19 protein-coding genes are annotated in these 18,551 nt (G+C 64.8%); 2 read left to right on the forward strand and 17 right to left on the reverse strand.

Annotated features, from left to right (window positions below):
- Positions 1–140 precede the first annotated feature (140 nt).
- The 9 genes from AC5P56_RS10155 to AC5P56_RS10195 form a co-directional block, all read right to left on the reverse strand.
- Positions 141–1,583 (reverse strand): EAL domain-containing protein, encoded by a 1,443-nt coding sequence (locus AC5P56_RS10155; protein WP_241886830.1) that lies wholly within the window; start codon positions 1,581–1,583, stop codon positions 141–143.
- Between the two features lie 251 nt (positions 1,584–1,834).
- Positions 1,835–3,196 carry an ATP-binding protein gene (locus AC5P56_RS10160; RefSeq protein WP_329767911.1) on the reverse strand — a complete coding sequence of 454 codons (1,362 nt, stop codon included), beginning with the start codon at positions 3,194–3,196 and terminating at the stop codon, positions 1,835–1,837.
- 17 nt (positions 3,197–3,213) lie between these two features.
- The gene (locus tag AC5P56_RS10165) at positions 3,214–3,888 is read right to left on the reverse strand and encodes a response regulator transcription factor (protein WP_049455266.1); all 675 of its coding nucleotides are present in this window, start codon (positions 3,886–3,888) and stop codon (positions 3,214–3,216) included.
- A gap of 24 nt (positions 3,889–3,912) precedes the next feature.
- The gene (locus tag AC5P56_RS10170; protein ID WP_495231604.1) at positions 3,913–4,575 is read right to left on the reverse strand and encodes a tetratricopeptide repeat protein; all 663 of its coding nucleotides are present in this window, start codon (positions 4,573–4,575) and stop codon (positions 3,913–3,915) included.
- Positions 4,556–5,416, reverse strand: coding sequence for an SDR family oxidoreductase (locus AC5P56_RS10175; protein WP_133050544.1), 861 nt, complete (start codon positions 5,414–5,416; stop codon positions 4,556–4,558). The genes AC5P56_RS10170 and AC5P56_RS10175 overlap by 20 nt, the downstream gene beginning before the upstream one ends.
- Complete coding sequence (locus AC5P56_RS10180; protein ID WP_329767783.1) at positions 5,416–6,090, reverse strand: iron-containing redox enzyme family protein; 675 nt, start codon at positions 6,088–6,090, stop codon at positions 5,416–5,418. The genes AC5P56_RS10175 and AC5P56_RS10180 overlap by 1 nt, the downstream gene beginning before the upstream one ends.
- Positions 6,087–7,577 carry an AMP-binding protein gene (locus AC5P56_RS10185; RefSeq protein WP_425604358.1) on the reverse strand — a complete coding sequence of 497 codons (1,491 nt, stop codon included), beginning with the start codon at positions 7,575–7,577 and terminating at the stop codon, positions 6,087–6,089. The genes AC5P56_RS10180 and AC5P56_RS10185 overlap by 4 nt, the downstream gene beginning before the upstream one ends.
- Positions 7,574–8,233, reverse strand: coding sequence for a thermostable hemolysin (locus AC5P56_RS10190; RefSeq protein WP_329767785.1), 660 nt, complete (start codon positions 8,231–8,233; stop codon positions 7,574–7,576). Before AC5P56_RS10190 ends, AC5P56_RS10185 begins: the two co-directional genes overlap by 4 nt.
- A gap of 113 nt (positions 8,234–8,346) precedes the next feature.
- The gene (locus AC5P56_RS10195) at positions 8,347–9,015 is read right to left on the reverse strand and encodes a hypothetical protein (protein WP_108762001.1); all 669 of its coding nucleotides are present in this window, start codon (positions 9,013–9,015) and stop codon (positions 8,347–8,349) included.
- A gap of 879 nt (positions 9,016–9,894) precedes the next feature.
- Here AC5P56_RS10195 and AC5P56_RS10200 point away from each other — a divergent pair.
- Both AC5P56_RS10200 and AC5P56_RS10205 read left to right on the forward strand, forming a co-directional pair.
- Positions 9,895–10,269 (forward strand): hypothetical protein, encoded by a 375-nt coding sequence (locus AC5P56_RS10200; RefSeq protein WP_495202685.1) that lies wholly within the window; start codon positions 9,895–9,897, stop codon positions 10,267–10,269.
- A complete protein-coding gene (locus AC5P56_RS10205) occupies positions 10,270–10,740 on the forward strand; it encodes a hypothetical protein (protein WP_495231605.1) in 471 nt (156 codons plus the stop codon).
- Positions 10,741–10,844: 104 nt separating this feature from the next.
- Here AC5P56_RS10205 and AC5P56_RS10210 read toward each other — a convergent pair whose 3' ends face one another.
- The 8 genes from AC5P56_RS10210 to AC5P56_RS10245 all read right to left on the reverse strand — a co-directional run bounded on the left by AC5P56_RS10210 (position 10,845) and on the right by AC5P56_RS10245 (position 18,465).
- Entirely contained in the window at positions 10,845–11,471 is a 627-nt protein-coding gene (locus AC5P56_RS10210; RefSeq protein ID WP_495228389.1) for a nucleotidyltransferase family protein, read from the reverse strand.
- The gene (locus AC5P56_RS10215; protein WP_495228387.1) at positions 11,447–12,508 is read right to left on the reverse strand and encodes an XdhC family protein; all 1,062 of its coding nucleotides are present in this window, start codon (positions 12,506–12,508) and stop codon (positions 11,447–11,449) included. The genes AC5P56_RS10210 and AC5P56_RS10215 overlap by 25 nt, the downstream gene beginning before the upstream one ends.
- Positions 12,509–12,516: 8 nt before the next feature.
- Positions 12,517–14,721: an aldehyde oxidoreductase molybdenum-binding subunit PaoC gene (gene paoC, locus AC5P56_RS10220; RefSeq protein ID WP_495228428.1), complete on the reverse strand. Its 2,205-nt coding sequence runs from the start codon at positions 14,719–14,721 to the stop codon at positions 12,517–12,519.
- Positions 14,721–15,671 carry an FAD binding domain-containing protein gene (locus tag AC5P56_RS10225; protein ID WP_197556534.1) on the reverse strand — a complete coding sequence of 317 codons (951 nt, stop codon included), beginning with the start codon at positions 15,669–15,671 and terminating at the stop codon, positions 14,721–14,723. The genes paoC and AC5P56_RS10225 overlap by 1 nt, the downstream gene beginning before the upstream one ends.
- Complete coding sequence (gene paoA / locus AC5P56_RS10230) at positions 15,668–16,315, reverse strand: aldehyde dehydrogenase iron-sulfur subunit PaoA (RefSeq protein WP_111205747.1); 648 nt, start codon at positions 16,313–16,315, stop codon at positions 15,668–15,670. The genes AC5P56_RS10225 and paoA overlap by 4 nt, the downstream gene beginning before the upstream one ends.
- 233 nt (positions 16,316–16,548) lie before the next feature.
- The gene (locus AC5P56_RS10235; RefSeq protein ID WP_262093945.1) at positions 16,549–17,277 is read right to left on the reverse strand and encodes a hypothetical protein; all 729 of its coding nucleotides are present in this window, start codon (positions 17,275–17,277) and stop codon (positions 16,549–16,551) included.
- 79 nt (positions 17,278–17,356) lie between these two features.
- The gene (locus AC5P56_RS10240) at positions 17,357–17,779 is read right to left on the reverse strand and encodes a nuclear transport factor 2 family protein (protein ID WP_229653775.1); all 423 of its coding nucleotides are present in this window, start codon (positions 17,777–17,779) and stop codon (positions 17,357–17,359) included.
- A gap of 116 nt (positions 17,780–17,895) precedes the next feature.
- Positions 17,896–18,465: a TetR/AcrR family transcriptional regulator gene (locus tag AC5P56_RS10245; RefSeq protein ID WP_478440469.1), complete on the reverse strand. Its 570-nt coding sequence runs from the start codon at positions 18,463–18,465 to the stop codon at positions 17,896–17,898.
- Between the last annotated feature and the right edge of the window lie 86 nt (positions 18,466–18,551).

Here is an 18,551-nt window from a genome sequence, read left to right on the forward strand (position 1 = left end):
CCGGCGGGCAGCCCCCAGGCCCTCAACCGCAACCTCGTCCGAATCAGTGAAGAATGGCATCGCTTCCCTCACCCGTGTCCATGATGTCCCCAGGCGCCCTTTGCTCCTGCGCAGTCTGTCCCCTTGCTGTCAACGGCAGGTCAACGCAGGCTGCGGCGGCTTGTATCGCTCCCGCCCGAGGTGACAGCGCCCGACCTCAGCGACCCCTCAATCTCGCCGGTGCAGTGCGATACGGACAAACCGCGGCGTTCCTCCAGCCAGGCGGACAGCATGGGCAGCGGCATCGGTGGCGCGAAGAAGTAGCCCTGGAAAGATTCGCAGCCCAGCGAGATCAACAGGTCGCGTTGCTCCGCCGTCTCGACCCCTTCCGCCAGCGCGCTCATGTCCATCACCTGGGAGATCTCAACAATCTTGCCCAGCAGACGTTGAGCACTCTCCTGGGTGGCGACCTCCTGCACGAACTGCCTGTCGATCTTCAGCTTGCGAATGGGCAGGGTCCGCAGTGTGGACAGGGACGAATAGCCCGTGCCGAAATCATCCAGTGCCCAGGTCACGCCCAGTGCCTCAAGATCAAGCATTCGGTCGATCATCTCTGCCGTATCAGTGGATAGTGCGGATTCGGTGAGTTCCAGTTCCAGCAAGGCTGGGTTGATTCCGCTTTGATTGACCAGCTTGGCTACCGAGGGGACGAATGCCTCACCCAAGAGTTGAACCGGACTGATGTTTACGGCCACCCGCATGCCACGCGTATGGACGTGCCCGGACCATCCATCGAGCAGTTCGCAGGCCTGTCGAAGTACCTCCAGCCCTATCTCGTTGATCAATGCGCTTTCTTCGGCCAGCGGTATGAACGAGTCTGGCGATAACAGGCCCGCCGACGGATGCCGCCAGCGAACCAGTGCTTCAACGCCGATCACGTCGGCGTCGACATGCACCTGTGGCTGGTAGTGAACCTCTATCTCACCGTTGCGCACTGCGCGTCCGAGCTCACGCTCCAGGCGCAGGCGCTTGCCGATATCCAGTCGGTAGATGCCGAAGATCGCCGCCAGAAGCACCATGGAGATCGCTGTGTTGAAGCGTGCGCCCCAGTGGCGAACCTCTACTGGCGGTGAGATGCCAGGTGCAATTCGATCGAGTGCCCCCAGCGCAAACGCTGCAAACATTGCCAGGCAAAGCAACGGAAAGACCAGGGAGCCATAGCGTTCGCGCGCTTCGAATGTGAAAGCAGCACCTGCGGCCAAGGGCAGAAGGAACAGGTGAACCGAACGTGGCACGCCTGCAATGGGCGCATCAATGGCCGCAATCGCACACACAGCTGCCAGCACTCCGTGGGCGACGATCAGAATTGATGTGCCGTCACTGCGCTTGCTTCGTAGCAGCGCGAGGATGCCGACGGCTATCAAGCCAACAAACACAATGGATAGTTCGGCCCGACCGAAGTACAGGTAACAGGATGTCCAGGCCAGGCCCAGGCAGATGCAGGAGATTCCTGCGAGGGACAGTATGGCCGACACCTTGTCGCGGCGAGCTGCGCCTTTGAATTTCAGGACCCCAAGCCCAGCGTGTACCGCGCCATCCCTCATCACCAGAGGCTCCTCTGACTGCCCATCCACTAGCCTGAATCCGCCCGTGCTTGGCAATGGCAGCTCAGCCTTTGGAGGGCGTCACGTGCTGGAGCGAGGCGGCATGCCGGAGAATATCAAAGCAACGCAGGACACCCAAATGTCGGTTATTTGGCGCATGCCGCAGCATGTAGGGCAGCAGTGCAGTACACCTGACGGCCCTGCCAGGCGCGGTCACCTGGCAATCAGCTGTCAGTGGCGCCTTGATACGCCTAGCCTGCTGGCCAGCTCACCTTCACCTCAAGCCCGCCCAGTTTCTGAGAGGTGCCCAGTGTCACGCCCGCGCCGTGGGCATCGGCCACCTCCCTGACAATGGACAGCCCCAACCCGCTGCCCTGCACCCGGCTCCCCAGCGTTCGGTAGAAGCGGTCAAAGACGCGATCGCGCTCTTCCTTGGCGATGCCGGGACCGCTGTCGGCGACGATGAGAAACACCCTGCCCTCCTCCTGCATCACGCAGACATTCATGCGACCGCCGACGGGGGTGTAACGCACGGCGTTCTCCAGCAGGTTGCGAACCAGCGCGCTCAGCGCGGCCTCATCACCCCTGATCTCCGCGCTGTCCAGCTTCAGTTCGATGTACTGTCGATTTACGGAAAGGATAGGACGCAGCGCATCCACCTCCATGCCGACCAAGCCATCCAGGCTCAGGCGCACCGAAGTCAATCGGGATACGGCTTCTGCGCGGTTGAGTGTGAGCAGCTGCGAAGCAAGGCGCTCCAGCCGCGCCACTGAGTCGCTGACCATCTCCTGTGCGCGAACCCTTCCTGCATCATCCGGCGCCATGCGTGCATTGTCTGCATGCACTTTCAGCGCACTGATCGGTGTGCGCAACTCGTGTGCGGCATCGGCTACAAACCGCCGCTCACGCGCCAGTGCCTCGTTCAATCGCCCAAGCAGACCGTTCACTGCCTGCACCAGTCCTCGCGCCTCGCGCGGCACGTCAGCCGCGTCCAGTGGCGACATGCGCTCGGGATCACGCCTGCCGATCTGGTCCGAGACGCTCTGCAGCGAGCGGGTCACGTAATTGACGCTCCACCAGATCACCAGCGCCATCAGTGGCAGCGCCAGCAACAACGGCAGCAAGGTGCCTCCTGCAATATCTTCGGCCAACTCTTCGCGGATGTCCGACCGCTCGCCAGACTGGAACCATCGGCCCCCACGGGTCTGCAGCGTGAAGGTGCGCCATTGTTCGCCGTCGATCACGGGACTGGCGTACCCGGCCACCAATGAAGCCAGTGGCCGGGTGGGAGCACTATCCGAGCGGAGCAACAGGCGCTGCTTCGCGTCCCACACCTGGAAGGCAAGCTTGCTCTCGTAGGCATGTCCATCGCTGAACGCAAGCGCGTCGCCCACGCCTTCAGCGTGCCCGTGCCAACCATGCAGCACAATGGGGTCGCCCGGAAACGCAGTCAGATCACTTAGCGGCTCATCTACCAGGCCCATCAGTACCCGCGTGGACTGCACCAGCCGGGCATCGAACATTTCCCCCGCTTCCTGTAGGCCGGCGCGATAGCTGAAGAATCCAGCCACGGCCATCAGAACCGCCAGGGTACTCAGCAGGGTCAGCAGCAGGGTGCGTCGCATCGACCTCATGCATCCGGCTCCGGCGACTGCCCCAGCGCATACCCGATGCCTCGCACGGTACGCACGATCGCAGGGTCGACCTTGCGCCGCAGCTGATGCACATGAACGTCCACCGCGTTGCTGGCGACGTCCTCATCCCAGCCGTAGAGGTGCTTCTGGATCGTTTCTCGCGCCATTGGCCGCCCGTTCTGCTCCATCAACAATCTCAGCAGCGAGAACTCGCGGCGGGTCAGATCCAGCGTCCGTCCTTTCCATCGCGCCTCCAGCGTCGCCGGATCAAGATGGAGGTCACCGGCGTCCAGCGTGGGATGCGAACGTCCGCTGCTGCGCCTGACGAGCGCGCGGACGCGTGCCAGCAGCTCGGCGGTATCGAAGGGCTTCCCGAGGTAGTCATCTGCTCCAACGTCCAGCCCGAGCGTACGGTCGGCCGGGCGTTCACGGGCACTGAGGACCAGAATCGGCACCGGGTTTGCCGCCGCCCGAAGGCGGCGGATCACTTCGATGCCGTCTACCCGTGGCAGACCCAGATCGAGCACCACCAGATCAAAATCCCCATCCTGCGCAGCCAGGAGTGCGGCCGTACCGTCTTCCACCCAGTCCACGGCGAAGGCGCCCCGTCGAAGTGCGGTCCGGATGCCTTCACCCAGGGAGCGGTCGTCTTCGACGAGGAGGATGCGCATGAAGGCAGTGTCCAGTCGCGGACTTCACTTTGCAAGATGGCCCATCACATCGTGCAGCTTGGCTTCGATCTCATGCCGGCGGCCGGCATCGGCCACATCCCTTCCTGGCCGGGCTGGTGCTGCCAGTGCCTTCTGCAGCGCCGCCTGTGCTGGGCCCCACTCCTTCTGATCGCGCAGGAAGTCGCCGTAGAAATAGTTGGCATCGATACCATTGGGGTCGATATCCAGCCCCTTCTTCAGCATCTGCCGCGCCTGATCGTCATCCCCGAAGCCCAGCGGCCACCCCGGAACCTGGTAGTAGAGCGCGCCCAGACTGGTATACGCCGCACCATCCAGGGCCCGGGGATCCAGTTTCAGCGCGGCCTCGAAATCGGCGCGGGCCTGCTTGACCAGGCTGAGTGCGCCCATGCCACCTTTTTCGCCCGCAAGGCTGGACAGCACGATGCCCTCCCAGATCAGCGCACCGGCATCCCTGGGGGCCGCTTGCCGGGCTTGCGCGGCCTGCTTGGACAGGGCCATGAACGCCGCCTCGCGCTGCGGCTTGGGCGTCTGGTAGTTGATCTGGGCCCAGCGGTCACGGATCTGCGCCACCGGCACTGATGGTTCGGCAGCCACAGCGACCCCGATCAATACGGCGGCGGCAATAAGAATGAGATAGAACATGGTCTTACCCTGCGTGCGCTTCATGGGAGGTGTCCTTGCTGGGAGGGGATGCGGAAGAACTCGCTGCGGTGGTGCCACTGCTGGCGTGGCGCCTGACGATGGGTAACTGTTTGCGGAGGCTACGGTCCACCAGCTCGGGCAGCAGGCCGTTCAACCGGGCGAACAGCCGCTCTGGCCAGCCAATCTGCAAGCGCGGATTGCCAGAGCGCAGTGCCTGCAACAAGGCCGTCGCGACCTTCTCGGCCGAGTCGTGGGAAACGCCCAGTTCAGCGTTCATGGCATCCACGGCGCCGCTGTTGAAATCGGTGCGGGTGGCGCGTGGTGAGAGGTACTGGAACTTGACTGTGCTGCCGGCATACTCGCGGCCCAGTCCTTCGACCAGGCCGCGCAATCCGAACTTGCTGGCGCTGTAAGCGGCAAAACCCGGGAAGGCCAGGCTGCCGAACGTCGAGCCGAGAACGGCCACGCTGGCGTGCGACTGCCGCTCCAACAAGGGCAACAAGGCGCGGATCAGCAGCATGGAGCCAACCAGGTTGGTCTGCATCAGCTGCTCCAACGCCTGTTCGGTCTGCGCGCCGAACAGTCCGAAGGCGGCGCTTGCATGGCCTACGACCAGCACCGAAGGCGGCCTGGATAGCGCATCGATTTTCGCCAGCAACGTGCCGCGGCCCGCCGCCGTGCCGATATCGGCAACGACCGGTATGACACCCCCTTCCGGCAACGTGTCGGTGAGCGCCTGCAGCCGATCGCGGCCCCGCCCCACCGCCACGACCTGCGCGCCCTCGCCCACCAGGCCGCCGCAGAGCAACCTTCCGATTCCGCCGCTGGCTCCGGTCAGAACGACCGTACGTCCACGCAGGTCCATCAGGCCGCCTCCGCCATACGCGCACCGCCACTGCGCAGGGTGCGGAAGATATCGCCGTACAGCACGTAGAAGCGGCGTGCCGCGTGGACAACGGCCTGCTGGTCGCCGGGATCATCCAGCCTGTCCATCAGCGATTTGAAGAAGCCGACATGCTCGATATCGAGATCGCCATGCGAAAGCAGATAGCTGAAGGCGTTGCGCGGAAGATCCAACGACGTCTGCAGGGTGTTTGCAGCCTGCGTTGCCAGCGCCACACTGGTGCCCTCCAGCACCAGTACCATGCCAAAGAAGCCCACAGGGTTCCCGCGCTGGATGGTGTCGTAGGCGTAGCTGACCATGAGTTCGGTGGCCAGTGCGGGTTCGGATGTTGCAGCAGCGGACCGATCACCACCGGCAGCTGCAATATCGTCCAGTACCCATTCCTGGTGGCCCATCTCTTCTTCGATGTACTCACCGATCGCGGTCCGCAGCCATTCCAGGCGCGCAGGCAGGCGCGAGCCACAGGCCATCAGCAGCGGTACCGTGTGGCGCACGTGGTGGTACGCCTGCTGCAGGAACGCCAAATAGTCGTCGCGGTCGATGCGGCCCGCCAGTGCATCGCTGATGATGGGAATCTCCAGCAGCGACTGGCGCTCGCTGGCGGTCTGGGCAAGAAGGTGATCGTGGAAGCTCATGCAGGGTCTCCGATGGTGCTGAACGCAGGGCGCCGGTAGGCGGCGTCGATCTCTGCCTGGTAGTGGGCGAGGATGGCCTCGCGACGAATGCGACCATTGGCGGTCAACAGGCCGGCGTTCGCACTGAATGGCGCGACGGTGACGTAGCGCGCGATGCGCGCGTAGTCGGGCAGGCCGGCGTTGATGGTGGACAGCGCCGCGTCGAGCGCGCCGGAGCCCTGCTGCGCGATGCGCGGAACCAGCAATGCCAGGTTGTCGGCCTGCCCTTCCCCCCAGACCAGGGCCTGCGCGATGGCCGGGTGCGAAAGCAGTTCGCTCTCCACCCATTCGGGCGACACGTTGCGGCCAAACGCCGTGATGAAGACGTTCTTGCGCCGCCCAGTCACATGCACGAAGCCGTCGGCATCGATGTGTCCCAGATCACCGGTGTGGATCGGCCCCTCCGGCAGCGACTCGTCGCCCAGATAGCCCAGTGCACGCGCGCCGGACACCACGATTTCTCCGTCCACGATCTGCACCCTCACGTGTGGAAGGGGCCGCCCCACCGTGCCATCGCGCTGGGCACCAGGACGATTCAGGCACACCACCGACCCACACTCGGTCAGGCCGTAGCCTTCGAACACCGGCAACCCCAGGTGCCGTGCCCGCGACAGAAGACCGGGAGAAACCCGGCCTCCCCCAACGGCCAGGTATCGCAGTGATGCTGGCAGTTCAGCGCCCTGCTCTGCCGCCATGACCAGGGCCAGAAGCAGCTGCGGCACGAGGATGATGCTCTCGGGGCGGTAACGATTGAGGCAGCTCAGCAGCATGGGGATATCCAGCCCTGCTGCGCCGGTGTAACCGATCTCCTGCAGGGACGGCAGCGCGATCTCGGCGCCCGACAACAACGCCGCATACAATCCTGCGACGTTCTCCAGGAGCGTCGACAGCGGCATCAGGCACAGATGCCGGCGTGGTGCGATGTCACCTGCGGCGTCTGCCAATGACGCGGCGGTGGCCATCAACGTTCCGGCAGAAAGGCATACGCCGCGCGGGCGCCCTGTGCTGCCCGAGGTGTAGGTCACGCAGGCCGTGCCAAGCGGCAGGGTACTGCCAGCAGGAGCGTCCAGGCCTAAGCCGTGCGCACTCAGTGTCGGCAACGCCATTGGTGCGGCCGTGATCCCGCACGGCGGCGGCGCGCCCTCCGCCAGCACCAGCAGCTGGGCACCGCTGGTCTGCAGTGCGTGCTGCACTTGTTCATCCGAGAAGAAGGTGGGCAACGGTACGTGCACCACTTCGGCAATGCGAAGGGCCAGGTCGAGCACCACCCAGTCGGGGCCGTTGTCCAGGCGACTGGCAACGCAGGTGATACCTGTCCGCTGCAGCCACTGTGTCAGTTCCATTACGCGAGACCGCAGCTCGGACGCACTCATCGTCCCCTGAGCGGTCAGCACTGGCTGGCTATGCTGCTGCAGCAGGCGCAGGACGTGCTGTGCATCAACACTCATCCGGCCACCCCCACGGAACTGGCCGTATCCATTGGGTCTATCGAGCAGGCCTTTCCGCTAAGAAAGGCGATGCCTTCGCGGGTATCGCCGCACATCACGCGCGGTTGCGATTCATAGTAGCGGCCCCAGTCGCCCGCGCTGTCGCCCATGCGCTCGGCACGCGCGGGCACCAGTTCGAGCGGTGCCAGATGCAGACGGACGAACGCGTTGCGCAGCTGTTGCGTCGCCACGAACATCACCCAATCCACATCGGCGGCGCGCAGGACCCAGGCCAGCTGCACGATCAACTCGCGTGCGATGCCCGCCGTCGTGGCCGCAAAGTGGCCCACCTCGACGATCTGTGCTCGTTGAGGCGCACTGGAAAGATGCTGCGCCAGCACGGCCTCGACGGGCGCATCCAGATAGTGCTCCACAAACAGCGGGCCACTGTCTGCGTGTCGAAGCCCGACTGCCGCCACCAGTGCGCCCTGCGAATCGCGGTAGGCCAGCAGCTGTGGCATGAACTCGCGGATCTCCGCGCCGAAGCGCTGACGATAGGTCTCGGCGATGAAGGACTGCACCTGACCACGCAGCGGATGATCAGGCCCGATGAGGGTTGCTTCGGCGAATCTGCCCGGATGCGGGGCCATGGGAATCGGCGCTGGGATCATGTCCATGGGACAGCATCCTGAAGCGCACCGATTAAGGCAGAATTAGGCCGTTGTTAGCCGATTGTTAGTCATTTGATCGGATTTCGTTTTCAGGCTCGGCTGCTAACCGGTCTCTTGATCTAGAGAACCAACGCGAGCGTCAGTGCGACGACCAGGGCCAGCGTCACCAGGAAGGAGCCGAGTACAAAGCCAAATGCCTGGAGGTACCCTGTGCCGTTCAGTGCTACGAAGGTGCGCGTGCGCGCCCACAAGTACCATGCAACTGCCAGCGCTCCGATCCCCACACCCCAGCCATGCGCAATGTCTCCACCAGCAGAGCCCACTGCCTGCGAAACTGCAAGCAGAATCACAAATGGGCACGCAATGAACGCCTGTATCGAAAAAGGCTCCCGCAGCGTGTCGCGGTTGACGGGCAGGCGCTGTCGCCACAGCGTGCTTAGCGCCGCCCCCAGGGCGAAGATGCAGAAGGCAGCTGAACGGGTGAGCAGCAGCCCCTGCTCACTCCCAAACAGCAGCTTGCCTACGGGTCCTGATACCGCGAGGGGGGCGGTGCGCGTAGACATTTCCAATGCGTGCGCCAGCACCACTGACAGAATCAACATCAGCACAGGGCTGATGGCATCGGCGAATCGTTGTTCCGGATCTTTGGAGAACTCTCGGCGCGTGTAGTGCGCTACCTCGCCCGGCTGCACCAGCACCCTCCACAGGGTTCGCGGGTAGAACACCAGCCACCCTACGAGTTCATAGAGGAACTCCTCAAGCGATCGCAGCAGTCTGATGAGATCCATAAGAGCCCCGGGTCAAATGGTTGAAGGTGAGCTTACTCTCCCTGCCGCCCGGGGCCGAATGGAGTTCAGCTGTCGGCCAAACCATTGCGGTAAGCCTTGCTGAGTCGAGTCTCCGCCAGGACATTCGCACCGGCGCCAACGGGTGAAGTCAATTTGAGGATTCTTAACAATTTATCCTGTACGCTGGCCGCACTTGGCTCCTCTTGGGCGCGAATCCTTCGCCTCCGTGTCTAGCCCCTGACCGGCACGACACATGACCTATCCAGCTGCTTTTCGGATCCTGAGGATCCGTCCTTTGCTGCGCCTCAACGGAACGATCGAGCGCGTCGAGACGCTTCAGGCCAAGTGCGGCGCATGTGGGGACGAGTCACGCATGTTTCGGGGATGCGGACTTGTCGATGTAGCGGACTTGTCGATGTAGATGGTGGCGTCGAACTGACTTGCCCAGCCTGTAAGGTGACAGAGACATTGTCTACCGACAGAGCCTGGAACCTCTGGGGGAAGCAGATGAAAAGAGACAGGATCTTGGCGCTGGCGGGGTTGACACCCGAAGATCTAGATTTGACCTAGATCCTGAATCACCGCCTGGTTCTCGCGCAGAACAGTCGCCAAAAGTCGGCCGTCGGCCACCTTGCGTCCTACTTGCCCATTGAGCCAGGCCGCTTGAATCTTGCCAGATGCCAGTACATCGGCAGGAACAAAGCTATCCGGTCTGCCAACCAAGGGCTCTCCAGGGGACGCCAATCCGCCGTCAAGTGGCTGGACTACCGCTGGTCGGTCGTTGCTGCTCTTGGCGTAAGCGGTGGCCATCAGTTGCTGCTCTTGGCGTAAGCGGTGGCCATCATTCGCCTATGTTGGGGCGACCAGCCACCGACCAAGATCTCAGAGCCAAGCTGGCCGAACCAGCCCCACTCCCCTACCCCGCACCCGATCCACGACGCGCCCTCCAACGGCCCCGGGCTGGATCCGAACACCCTCATCGCCCTGCTGCACAGTATCGGCTCGGGCGCCGCCTCCGATGGCCAGCCGTGGCCGGAACGCCATCAGATGCCCGGCCGACGCATCGCCCTGGCAGATACCGATTGCTCTCTGGCGGGCCTTCGGGTGGTGCTGGAGATCCTGCTGGCCGCACAGCGCGCCCGCGAGAACGGCGAGCTGGAGCAGTATGTTGGCCCTCGCGTCATGGAGGGCCTGATCATGGCCGGAATCGGCCTTACCGCACACGCAAGTACCCGACTGCATCCGGAGGGCTGAGTGGCGTGGTGCCGCTGGGCGGCCAACGCGCTCTGTCTTGTGGTGGTGGTTGCGGCACAGGCGCTGTGGCCTGCGACGCCGGTGCCCTCGCCCGTCGCGTTCCAAGGCATCAACGACGATCGATTTTCACAGCTGCGCCGCCAGGCGATGCAGTTCGTGGACTCTCGGCCACGGCAGGGCTTCCAGTTCGTCGAGCGGCGCCGAGATGCCGAGTTCCAGGTTCATTGCCGGGGCATACCCGTGCTGTGGCTGGAGGGGCGCTCGCACCATCTGCTGTTGCAGGTCTCACTGGACGCGGAGCAGCGGGCGCCCGCCGTTCTGCAGCTTGGCACGCTACTTCAATGGCAGCTGGAGCCGGTGGGCTATCTGGAGCAGGTGCTGGCTGACGTGCCGGAACCTGTTCTGTTGGATCGTGTGCTGCAGATTCTTGCTAGTGATGTGCCTGATGGGGCGCGATGTGGCGTGCCGTAGTCGAGCATGGCTCGACTCTACAGGGCTGCGGGCAGCGAGGGTTAGGGCTCCAGCCCTGCCGCTCGTCACCTGCGAGCCAGGCATTGGCCCAGTGATCATGCGGGTCACCTCCCGGCATCGATCCAGCCCGCATCGCGCGCACGCGCAAGATCTTCTGGCGTATCGATATCCAGGGCCAGTTCCGGTGCCTGCACGACATGCACCGTATCGACAGGAAGTTGCCGCAGGCGCGCTCCGAAGCCGCGGTCACCGGCTGCACCGACAGGGGTGAACCAGGCGCGCGGCACGACTGCGGGAACGCCAAGCGCATTTCCGTGGCGGGTGCCCGCGCACGTTGACGCTGCGGCGCGGGCACCGGAAAGCAGCGCCTGCAGATGCGAGCGCTCGATTGCGGGCTGGTCGCATGCCACGACCATCACCGCGGTCACCGTGGGCAGCAGGTGTGCGCCGGCAACCTGCAGACTGCTCGCCAGGCCGCGTTCCCAGTGGGGATTGGTTACCGGCGTGGCATCCAGCCCGGCAATGCTGGATGTCACTGCCTGTGCGTTCGCGCCCACCACGACCAGGACCTGCGCTGGCGCGAGCTCCAGCGCTAGCCGCACTACGCGATGTAACAGGGTCTCGCCCTGCCGGGTCAGAAGCTGCTTGGGCTGGCCAAGTCGGGTGCTCCCGCCGGCAGCAAGCACGATGACCGCATGCGCGTCAGTCACCTGCCGTCCGCGCTTCGCCATTGCTGCAGCTGCGCGGCGATGCTGAGCGAAATCGCCTCCGGCCCTCGGCCGCCGATGTTCAGGCCGACCGGTGACCGAAGTCTCGGGGAAAGGCGGTGGCGCTGATCCGGTGTCAGCAGCTTGAACAGGTCCTCGCGCCTTCGCCGCGGACCCAGCAGTCCAATGAACGCGACGTTGGTATCAGCCAGGGCCACCAGCGTCTCCCGGTCCAGTTCGAAATCGTGATGCATCACCAGTGCCGCGTCGCAACGGTCGCCATGAAGGGCCTCGGCCGGGCTGGTCTGAAGATGCGCATCCGCGCACTGCCCGGCTGAGGCCCAGCGCGCTCGCCGTTCGGCTACGCTGACCCGCCACCCCAGGCCGCGCAGCAGCGGAACCAGGAAGGGCGTTTCGGGACCGCCCCCCAACACCAGGGCCCGCGGAAGCCGGGGCAACGGCAAACGCCACGCACCCTCGCCAAAGGGCTGCGTACCCTCCATCGGATGCAGCTGCCACGCCTGCTCGCGATGGCCCGCACGGAAAACGACCTGCCCCGACGTGCGAAGGTCGCGCTGGAGTGACACGCCCTCGCGCAGCCAAGCCTCAATGACGTCGTCGAGGCCGGCCATGGCACGCAACGGCAGCAGCGCAATCCGAAGCCGGCCGCGGCAGCCGAGCGCGGACCCGCTCAACAGGTCGTCGTCACTGCGGGTGTCGATCTCGATCCAGTCGACCCGCCCTGCCGCGCTCACCTGCTCCGCGCGTCGCGCGAGCTCGGGCTCCAGGCATCCGCCGCTCAGCCAGCCGACCTGGCCGCCGTTGCAGAACAGCACCATGTCGCCGGCACCGGCGTAGGTGGAGCCATCGGTTTCCAGCACCAGCGCGAGCACGGCGTGCTCCCCCGCACGCACGCGCGTCAAGGCCGTCTCGAGCACGCCGCGCGGGCTGCCTTCGGCGAGGAAGCCCGGCGCTGCGGACAGGTCCTCGGCAAGATCGCCGGGCTCCCCTCCGCCTGCGGCGGAGACCTCCAGAGTGGGCGAGGCTACGGGTCGGTCCATGCGCAACGTCAGCCTATGTCGGGCAAGCCGGGCAACAGCTTGTCCAGGGTGATGGGATAGCTGCGCACGCGCACGCCGGTTGCGTTGTAGATCGCATTGGCGATCGCGGCGCCAACCCCGCAGATGCCCAGTTCACCCACACCCTTGGCCTTCATCGGCGAGATCACCGGATCCAGCGTGTCGAGGAAGACCACTTCCTGGTACGGAATGTCGGCGTGCACGGGAACCTCGTAGCCGGCCAGGTCGTGGTTGATGAACAAACCAAGCCGTTTGTCGACCACCAGCTCCTCCATCAGGGTCGCGCCCGCACCCATCACCATCCCGCCGATGACCTGGCTGCGTGCAGACAGCGGATTGAGGATGCGGCCGCCATCGCATACGGCAAGCATGCGGCGAATGCGCGTCTCTCCAGTGTAGGCATGCACGGCGACCTCGCAGAAATGTCCTGCATAGGTGCCGACGTCGTAGCCTTGTTTGAAGTCGCCGAAGGCAATGCCGTCCTCCGCCGACAGGGTTCCCGCCTCCGCCAGCGTGATGGTCCGCCCATCCGCCTGGATGCGGCCATTGGCGAAGTCTGCGGTGTCGCCGTCGAAGCCGAGTTTCTCGCCCACCTTGCGGCGCAGGCTGACGCACGCCGCGTACACGCCCGCGGTGGAGCTTGCCGCGCCCCACTGGCCGCCGGAACCGGCGGAGGCGGGATGACGGGAGTCACCGAGGGTGACCTGGACCTGGTCCAGCGGCACGCCCATGGTCTCGGCTGCCGTCTGCGCGATGATCGTGTAGGAGCCGGTGCCGATGTCGGTCATGTCGGTCTCGACAATCACCCCGCCCTGGCCGTCAAGCCGGACCCGCGCCGCCGACTTCATCGTCGGTGCGCCGCGATAGCCCGCGGACACGCCCATGCCGACCAGCCAATGCCCTTCCCTGACCTGCGCCGGCTTGGCATTGCGCTTGTTCCAGTTGAAGCGCTCCGCGCCTTCGCGCAGGCAGCGCACCAGGTTGCGGTCGGAGAACTTCTTGGACGGATCGCCGGGCACGACCTCGGGCTCGTTGAGGATGCGGAACGCGATCGGATCGAGGCCCAGCTTCTCGGCCATTTCGTCCATCGCCACTTCCAGCGCCATGTGGCCCGGTGCTTCACCCGGTGCGCGCATCGCATTGCCTTCGGGCATGTCGAGCGTGGCGATGTAGTTGGCCACCAGGCGGTTGGCGCCTGCATAGAGCTTGGGCGTCTGCAGGGTGCCGTTTTCGCCATCCTCGCCGTTGATGTTGCCCGACCAGTTCTCATGGGCGATGGCGGAGATCCGGCCATCCTTTCCGCAGCCGATCCGCACGCGCTGGAGGGTGGCGTGCCGGTGCGTGGTGTTGTTGGGCATCAACGGGCGTTGCAGCGCGATCTTCACCGGTCGCCCGACCTGCTTGGCCGACAACGCGGCCAGCACCGCGTCGGCGCGGATGAACAGCTTGCCGCCGAAGCCGCCGCCGATATAGGGCGAGTCCACCCGCACCTTGGCAGGGTCGATGCCGAGGATCGCCGCCATGCCCTGCCTGGCCCAGTCGATCATCTGGTTCGCCGTCCACAGCGTGAGCGTGTCACCCTCCCAGGCGGCGATGGTGGCGTGCGGCTCCATCATCGAATGACTTTCGTCGGAGGTGTGATAAGTCTCGTCGAGCTTGACCGCGGCGCTCGCGTAGGCGGTGTCGAAATCGCCCAGCGCCTGCCGGTCGGGCTTGCCGTCACGCCCCTTTGCCAGCGGCGCGGTCGGTGCCAGGGCCGGGAAATCGAAGCGGCCCTTGCTGCGCTCGTAGCGGGTGCGGATCAGCGCCGCGGCGGCGCGGGCTTGCTCGAAGGTCTCTGCCACCACGCAGGCGATGGCCTGGTGGTAGTGGGCCACTTCGGGTCCGCCGAACAACGGCGCGTTGTTCCAGTTCGATTTGCCGACCGGCTTGGTTTCCGGTGCGGTGATGACCGCCAGTACGCCGGGCGCGGCACGTGCGCGGGAGGCATCCATCGAAATGATGCGCCCCTTGCCGATACCCGCACCGACGATGTAGCCGTAGGCCTGGTTCGGCGCCACGTCGTGGCGCTCGTAGGCATAGGGGGCGGTGCCGGTGGTCTTGCGCGGACCGTCGATGCGCGGCGTCGGTTTGCCGACGACCTTGGCCTTGTCGAACAGGTTGTCGCCGGCGGGGGCGTTGAATTCAAGGGGCATCAGCGCTCTCCTTCCACCAGCACGGCCGCGAGGGTGCGCTCGGCGAGCGCGATCTTGAATGCGTTCTCCGGCGTCGGACGGGCGCCGGCGAACACCTGCCCGGTCGCGGCCTTTACGCCGTCGCGCAGCAGCGGTTCGGCTGCCTCGACGCGCCACGGCTTCGGCGCAACCCCACCGAAGGCGAACCGCGCCGACCCGTCTCGCTGCACGACCGCAGCGACCGACACCAGTGCGAACGCATAGGACGCGCGGTCACGTACCTTGTGGTACACGTGCCGACCGCCCAGGGGCTTCGGCAGCGTGACGTGGGTGATCAGCTCACCGCGCTGCAGCACGTTGTCCTGCTGCGGCCTGTCGCCGGGGGAACGATGGAAATCGGCAATCGGGATGCTGCGCGTACTGCCGTCACCGCTGACGGTCTGGATCGAGGCGTCCAGCACCCGCAGGGCCACCGCCATGTCGCCCGGATAGGTCGCGATGCAGCTGTCCGATGTGCCGATCACGCCCATCTGCCGGGAGAACCCCTCGAGTGCGCCGCAGCCCGACCCGGGCAGGCGCTTGTTGCAGGGCAGATGGGGATCGTAGAAATACGGGCAGCGCGTGCGCTGCAGCAGGTTGCCGCCGGTGGTGGCTTTGTTGCGCAGCTGCCCGGAGGCGCCTGCCACGATCGCGCGGGTCAGCACCGCGTAGTCGCGGCGCACGCGCTCATGCGAGGCCAGCGCGGTATTGGTGACCAGCGTGCCGATGCGCAGGCCGCCCTCGTCGGTGGGTTCGATCCTGTCCAGGCCGATGTCCTGCACATCGACCAGGTGCGCTGGCGTCTCGACCTCCAGCTTCATCAGGTCGAGCAGGTTGGTCCCTCCGGCCAGGAACTTCGCGCCCTCGATACCGGCGACGGCCTTGGCGGCCTCGGCCGGGGATTTCGCGCGTTCGTAACTGAAGGCCCTCATGCGCGCCTCCCTGCAGGGGTCACGCCTGCAACCTCTTCCATCGCCTCGGCAATGTTGGAATAGGCCCCGCAGCGGCAGAGGTTGCCGCTCATGCGTTCGCGCATCTCCATGTTGGTGGCCCGGGGCCGTGCGCTGACGTCTGCCTGCACATGACTGGGGACACCCCGCTTGATCTCGTCCAGTACCGCCACCGCCGAGCAGATCTGCCCCGGCGTGCAGTACCCGCACTGGTAGCCGTCATGCTTGATGAAGGCGGCCTGCATCGGATGCAGGTCATCGGGGGTTCCGAGCCCTTCGATGGTGGTGATGGCATCGCCCTGGTGCTGCACCGCCAGGCTGAGGCAGGCATTGATGCGCTCACCGTTGACCAGCACGGTACAGGCACCGCATTGACCGTGGTCGCAGCCCTTCTTGGTCCCGGTCAGCTTCAGATGTTCGCGCAGGGCATCGAGCAGCGTAGTCCGCGTGTCGAGCTCAAGCTCCCGCCGCTTGCCGTTGACGGTCAACGCCACCGTGCTGATGACCGGCGGCCTGGGCGGCGGGGGCGTCGCCAGTTCGGCGGCGAGCGATGACGCCCCCGGTGCGGCGGACATTGCCACGGTCGTGACGCCGCCGGCGATCACCTGGCGACGCGTCAACTTCATTCCTTCATCACAACTTGGCACAGTGACCTCCTGGCGTTCGGGAAAATCCCGTGGCTGGATGGACGCGCTCACACTACCCAAGGGGCACTATGCCCATCTGCGGGGTACAGGCCTGTGAAGTCGGCGACATGTACGATCCGACCAATGCAGGCAACCGCGACTTTTACTCTTCAGCGCGGCACTCTTGAGCCATGCGTATGCTTCACTGGATGGCTCACAGTTCTGTTTATCCCTCACGGCGCTGGCTTCGAGGGTTCGGGCTCGTGGATAGAGCCCTCCAACAATGCCACGTAGGTATCCAGCCTGGTGCGAAGGCCGATCAGCATCCAGCCCAGCAGGTACAGCAGCACCATGGCGAAGATAAGCAGTGCGCCTAGCAATCCAACATCGAAAGCGCCCGCCCAGTCGCCCCATTTCCATCCGCGGAACTGCAGGTAGAGGGCAATCAACAGCGGGAATGGTCCAAGCCGCTGCAGCCCGCCATACATCATGCCCATGCGCTCAATCATGTTTGTGCGCAGGTGACTGACGTACTTGAGGCGCCGCTCGCGCTGGACGCGCGGGAATCCGCGAAGCTCGGTCACCACCGCTTGCCAGTGCGCGAAATCGCCATCCATCTCCCGCGCGTGCGAGAGCCGAGGCTGACTGAACTGGCGAATGCCCCTGCGGGCGGCCAGGACGCCCCCGACAATGAACCCTCCAATTTCGATTGCCAGGCAGGCAACAACCACCTGGAGCACTACGCCGACAGGCAGCCATCGATCCGGAAGCTGGCCTGTGAGAATGCCGACGATCGCCGCACCCATGCCGATGCGGAACGCCCACGTCTCCACCCTGCCCGCCTTCGGGTAGATGCTGTGCTCAACCAAACCCTGCACCCGCTGATAGAGCCAGTGGAATGTCAGTTCCTGCGAATCGGTCGTTGCCGGCGGATCGACGCCGCCCCCTGCCTGCATGTCCATTGCGCCCCTGCCCCGGCCGGCGCAGATGCCGGCCGCCCCATCGTACCTGAGCGCGCTTCGGAAGGCGCCTCAGCGGGAATCACATACCCAGTTCCGACAACCCCGGATGATCGTCCGGGCGAAGCCCCAACGGCCAATGGAACTTGCGGTCGCTTTCCTTGATCGGCAGGTCGTTGATGCACGAGAAGCGGCGCTGCATCAGGCCATCCTCTCCGAATTCCCAGTTTTCGTTGCCATAGGAACGGAACCAGTTGCCGGAGTCGTCGTGCCATTCGTAGGCATAGCGGACCGCAATGCGGTTTTCGGTAAAAGCCCAGAGCTCCTTGATCAGGCGGTACTCGAGTTCCTTGTTCCATTTGCGTGCCAGGAACTGCCGGGCTTCCTCCCGGCCGTTGGTGAATTCGGCACGGTTACGCCACTGGGTGTCGAGCGAATAGGCAAGCGACACCTTGTCGGCATCGCGGGAATTCCAGCCATCCTCGGCAAGACGCACCTTCTGCATGGCCGATTCAAGGGTGAACGGAGGAAGCGGCGGACGGGGCTGTTCTGCGGACACGGGGAGACCTCCAATCGAAATGGATATACGGGTTGCTTCAAAGGATCTGGCGTACCCAGACGCTAACGCTTGGCCTGTTCCAACAACAGCTTCGCGACATCCTTCGCGGTGTCTGCGGCGCTGTAATCACCCATCACGCGCGACAGGGTGATGGCGCCTTCCATCAGGATCAGCAGCTGACGGGCCAGGTCCGCCGGCTGCTCCACATCCAGTTGTTCGGTAAGTTCCCGCGTGTAATCGAGCAGCTTCTGCTTGTGATTCCGCGCGATTTCCCGGATCGGATCGGCAGGGTCGCCGACCTCCCCTGCGGTATTGATGAAGGCGCAACCGCGATAGCCCTCGGACTGGAACCAGTTCTTGAGCACGGTGAACATGCCGAGGATGCGTGCTTCCGGGCTGTCCGCCTTCTCGCACTCCTGCCGGAACCAGGCGAGCCAGCGCACGTCGCGCGCCTTCAATGCAGCGGCGGCCACGTCGTCCTTGTTCTCGAAGTGGCGGTAGATGCTCTTCCGCGCCACGCCCGAGGTCTTCACCAGAAGGTCCATGCCGGTGGCGTGGATCCCGTTCTGGTAGATCAGCGCCTCGGCCGTGGCCAGGATCTTCTGTTGGGTGTCGGTGGTGAGCTTGCTCATGGCTGCAAGGTAGAACGGTCGTTCTACCTTGTCAACAGGCGATCGCGAGCGATTGGTGTGCGCACATCCATGCAAGACGATCTATC

The sequence above is a fragment of the Stenotrophomonas sp. YJH_SMC_131 genome, from assembly GCF_059367975.1.

What these genes read in the sequence shown, in the direction of transcription:
- AC5P56_RS10195 (WP_108762001.1), bottom strand. Translation starts at nt 9,015, where the DNA reads ATGGATCTCATCAGACTGCTGCGATCGCTTGAGGAGTTCCTCTATGAA.
- paoA (WP_111205747.1), bottom strand. Translation starts at nt 16,315, where the DNA reads ATGAAGTTGACGCGTCGCCAGGTGATCGCCGGCGGCGTCACGACCGTG.
- AC5P56_RS10225 (WP_197556534.1), bottom strand. Translation starts at nt 15,671, where the DNA reads ATGAGGGCCTTCAGTTACGAACGCGCGAAATCCCCGGCCGAGGCCGCC.
- AC5P56_RS10215 (WP_495228387.1), bottom strand. Translation starts at nt 12,508, where the DNA reads ATGGACCGACCCGTAGCCTCGCCCACTCTGGAGGTCTCCGCCGCAGGC.
- AC5P56_RS10210 (WP_495228389.1), bottom strand. Translation starts at nt 11,471, where the DNA reads ATGGCGAAGCGCGGACGGCAGGTGACTGACGCGCATGCGGTCATCGTG.
- AC5P56_RS10190 (WP_329767785.1), bottom strand. Translation starts at nt 8,233, where the DNA reads ATGGACATGATCCCAGCGCCGATTCCCATGGCCCCGCATCCGGGCAGA.
- AC5P56_RS10165 (WP_049455266.1), bottom strand. Translation starts at nt 3,888, where the DNA reads ATGCGCATCCTCCTCGTCGAAGACGACCGCTCCCTGGGTGAAGGCATC.
- AC5P56_RS10185 (WP_425604358.1), bottom strand. Translation starts at nt 7,577, where the DNA reads ATGAGTGTTGATGCACAGCACGTCCTGCGCCTGCTGCAGCAGCATAGC.
- AC5P56_RS10235 (WP_262093945.1), bottom strand. Translation starts at nt 17,277, where the DNA reads ATGGACATGCAGGCAGGGGGCGGCGTCGATCCGCCGGCAACGACCGAT.
- AC5P56_RS10170 (WP_495231604.1), bottom strand. Translation starts at nt 4,575, where the DNA reads ATGAAGCGCACGCAGGGTAAGACCATGTTCTATCTCATTCTTATTGCC.
- AC5P56_RS10240 (WP_229653775.1), bottom strand. Translation starts at nt 17,779, where the DNA reads ATGCAGAAGGTGCGTCTTGCCGAGGATGGCTGGAATTCCCGCGATGCC.
- paoC (WP_495228428.1), bottom strand. Translation starts at nt 14,721, where the DNA reads ATGCCCCTTGAATTCAACGCCCCCGCCGGCGACAACCTGTTCGACAAG.
- AC5P56_RS10180 (WP_329767783.1), bottom strand. Translation starts at nt 6,090, where the DNA reads ATGAGCTTCCACGATCACCTTCTTGCCCAGACCGCCAGCGAGCGCCAG.
- AC5P56_RS10155 (WP_241886830.1), bottom strand. Translation starts at nt 1,583, where the DNA reads ATGAGGGATGGCGCGGTACACGCTGGGCTTGGGGTCCTGAAATTCAAA.
- AC5P56_RS10245 (WP_478440469.1), bottom strand. Translation starts at nt 18,465, where the DNA reads ATGAGCAAGCTCACCACCGACACCCAACAGAAGATCCTGGCCACGGCC.
- AC5P56_RS10175 (WP_133050544.1), bottom strand. Translation starts at nt 5,416, where the DNA reads ATGGACCTGCGTGGACGTACGGTCGTTCTGACCGGAGCCAGCGGCGGA.